Source organism: uncultured Shewanella sp. (genome assembly GCF_947495455.1).
Lineage (GTDB): Bacteria > Pseudomonadota > Gammaproteobacteria > Enterobacterales > Shewanellaceae > Shewanella.
The window spans coordinates 1-2,711 of record NZ_CANLZC010000204.1 but is presented as its reverse complement, the minus strand read 5'-3'; the positions used below and the strand labels follow the sequence as shown (position 1 = coordinate 2,711).

Here is a 2,711-nt window from a genome sequence, read left to right as displayed (position 1 = left end):
GAGAGAAAGCCACAACTTAATATAACATCAGCCGAATTCAACGCGATGACAGTAATGCGTTAAACCGATCTGAGGTTGATTATAGTTGAAGTCGAAAGTAGGCGAATAAATTGCAATAAACCTATTTGGATAAAATTAGGTTGGTTGTTTATGAAAGGGTTACGCAATTTACTTTATCGCTATTTCGCTTCTATATTACTTTTCGGTGTCATTGGGGTTGTTTACGTGATGATATTTTTTATTTTAGGTCAAAACACTCTTGCAGCCAGTGAAGAGCAAGGTTCCTATCAACTTGGTAATCAAACAGGTATATTGATGGCTAATAATGGCAATAAAGACGATACGTTACCTCAAGCCATTGTCGATAGCCCCGCAGTGGCCAATATTATGGTGACCTTACCGTTAGCCAAAGCGGATATCATTTTAGATAAAGCGCTTAGCATAGCAAAAGAAGAGAGCATGTTGCCTATGACTGTGGTGATCTTGGATGCGGGAGGCCATATTGTGGCATTAAAGCGGCAAGATGGAGCGGGGATATTTAGAGCCGAGTTAGCAAATGCAAAAGCCTATGGCGCATTGGGGATGGGAGTGTCGACACGAGTGCTAGGTGAACGGTTACGAAATCGACCTGTGTTTGCGGGTGCGTTAACCGGGGTTTCAAAGGGTCAATGGGTCGATGTGCCTGGTGGCGTCCTCATTCGTAATGATGAAGCGCAAGTGATTGGGGCGGTGGGCATTAGCGGGGATACGTCAGATAAAGACGAATATGCCGCGATTAACGCGATTAAGGCTGCGGGTTATTATCCAGAACCCTTTGAACCTAATGAAAACTGGAAGGGCATGTCGTTATAGTTTTTATGAAAATAGGTGTTTTATTTGCTTTTACTGGTTATGACATTGAGGAGGACTTGTTTGTTTTCTTGCTCCATTATGCTCAAAGCACGTATTAAGGCTGAAGGAAGCTCGTTTGGATCTGTCACTTTTTCACCATACCCGCCTGCGGCTTTACAGATGTCTTCATAAGCAGGTGTTGGAGAGAGTTCACATAAAGGAATATTATTTTTGTTATCGGCTGTATTACGATTGGAAAAAGCTCGGCTGGCCATGCGTGTCCTATCCCAAGCGGCATTATTTAATACTATAAAAAAAACAGGAAGATCATGCAGCCTAGACATATGGTGTGTCGCCACAGGCACACCAAAGGTATAGGTGCCATCGCCAACCACACAGAACACCCGCCTATCAGGCTTAGCCAATTTTGCGCCTAAAGCGGCGCCTAAGGACCAACCTAAGCCGCCGGAACTTGCATGATTGAAATAAGTGCCAGCTTGAGTAAAACAGGTTTGAGTGAGATCAAGAATAAACTCTGTGATCACAATATCTAGAGGCTGTAGTACTTGAGAAAGGCAGTGGGCGACCCAAATGGGACTAATGGGGGTGAGATTTCTACTTTCATCTATGTTTATTTGCCTTGTTTTTTGATTGAATTGTCGGCATTTTTTATATTGCGCCAATCTTTTTGTATTGTTTTGTTGAACGGGGCACTGTTTTAATAGTGCGGTGAGTGTTTGACTCGGATCGCCTGATAAACTCAGATCGTTAGGAAAACTGCGATAAGGGTATTGGCTGTAAAGTGGGTCGTCCGAGAGGGAAATCACTATGGTGTTATCTGAGAGTGTCTGGTTGTTAGGCAACCAGGGAACAGGGGTTTCAATGAGTAGAATAACATCGGCATTGTTAAGGTAAGCACTGACGTCAAAGCCTAAATGCAATGGATGGTTTTGAGGAAAGTTCATGTAACTGGGGTTAGATTCAATGACACCAATAGACATGGCTTCAGCAAAGTTAACTAATGCGGCGACAGCTGCAGAGCTTTTACCTAGCATACTGACCAAAATGATAGGATTATTGGCTTTTGATAATAGTTCTATCGCTTTTTTGATGGATAATTCATCTGGTATGCCTGCAGTGACTGGTGTTAATTGAGGTGATTGATACACCTTGTGATCAATAATAGGGGCGCCACTTATCTCCACGGGTAAAGCGAGATAAACTGGGCCTTGTGGTTGACTTTGACTGATAGCCAGCCCTCTATCGACTAGAGTTTCTAGTTGTTCAGGTGCTCTTAGTTCATAATCCCATTTGACAAATTCTCTAAACATTGTGCCTTGATCAAAAGATTCTTGTCCCCAATGCACAATATGCGAACGGGATCCTTTTTGTCCCTTTTCAGTGATGGCTGTCCGCCCAGCGATCACATACAGAGGAATTTTTGCTCTAGCAGCATTGATGATCCCCATCACACCTAACGCGCCTCCAACTATGGTATGTAGCATAATGCATGGCGTTTTTTCCGCAACCATAGCATAACCGTGGGCCATGGCTATGCCGGGCAATTCATGTACGGCGATGATAGGTTTAGGGTAGTGACTTTGTTTTTCTAAATAGGCTTCTATGATGGCGGGAAAGTCTGTTCCGCTTCCTACAGCAAAAAAATACTCAATGTTTCGAAGGGTGAGAAGTTCTAGCAGTGCTTCTCCGATCTGATTTGCATTCAATGTAATTTTTTTACGATGATTATCCATCATGGATGCGCCTTATAGGTGTGTTTCCATTCGATGTTGTTAAGTTTAGTTAACCTCAGATCGGTTTAACGCATTACTGTCATCGCGTTGAATTCGGCTGATGTTATATTAAGTTGTGGCTTTCTC

The 2,711-nt window shown here is 43.0% G+C and carries 2 protein-coding genes; one reads left to right on the top strand and one right to left on the bottom strand.

Annotated features, from left to right (window positions below):
- Positions 1–150: 150 nt before the first annotated feature.
- A complete protein-coding gene (locus Q0791_RS24675; RefSeq protein ID WP_299011917.1) occupies positions 151–852 on the top strand; it encodes a heme-binding protein in 702 nt (233 codons plus the stop codon).
- A gap of 20 nt (positions 853–872) precedes the next feature.
- Here Q0791_RS24675 and Q0791_RS24670 read toward each other — a convergent pair whose 3' ends face one another.
- Positions 873–2,588, bottom strand: a complete 1,716-nt coding sequence (locus Q0791_RS24670) for a thiamine pyrophosphate-requiring protein (protein ID WP_299011916.1) — start codon at positions 2,586–2,588, stop codon at positions 873–875.
- Positions 2,589–2,711 lie beyond the last annotated feature (123 nt).